This window comes from Duganella sp. FT27W (assembly GCF_009295655.1).
GTDB lineage: Bacteria > Pseudomonadota > Gammaproteobacteria > Burkholderiales > Burkholderiaceae_D > Rugamonas > Rugamonas zoogloeoides.
The window spans coordinates 1-267 of the sequence record NZ_WHIV01000036.1 but is presented as its reverse complement, the minus strand read 5'-3'; the positions used below and the strand labels follow the sequence as shown (position 1 = coordinate 267).

The 267-nt window shown below is 47.9% G+C and carries 1 rRNA gene; it reads right to left on the bottom strand.

The features are described from left to right. Positions 1-267 (bottom strand): 23S ribosomal RNA (locus F8197_RS28325); the annotation flags it as partial.

The window sequence follows — 267 nt, the reverse complement described above, 5'->3', positions numbered from 1 at the left end:
ACGTACAGGCTCTTCCCATTTCGCTCGCCACTACTTTGGGAATCTCGGTTGATTTATTTTCCTGCAGCTACTTAGATGTTTCAGTTCGCCGCGTTCGCTTTGCATACCTATGTATTCAGTATGCAATACCCTAAAAGGGTGGGTTTCCCCATTCGGAAATCTGCGGATCAAAGCTTGTTTGCTAGCTCCCCGCAGCTTATCGCAAGCTACTACGTCCTTCATCGCCTGTAATCGCCAAGGCATCCACCATGTGCACTTATTCACTTG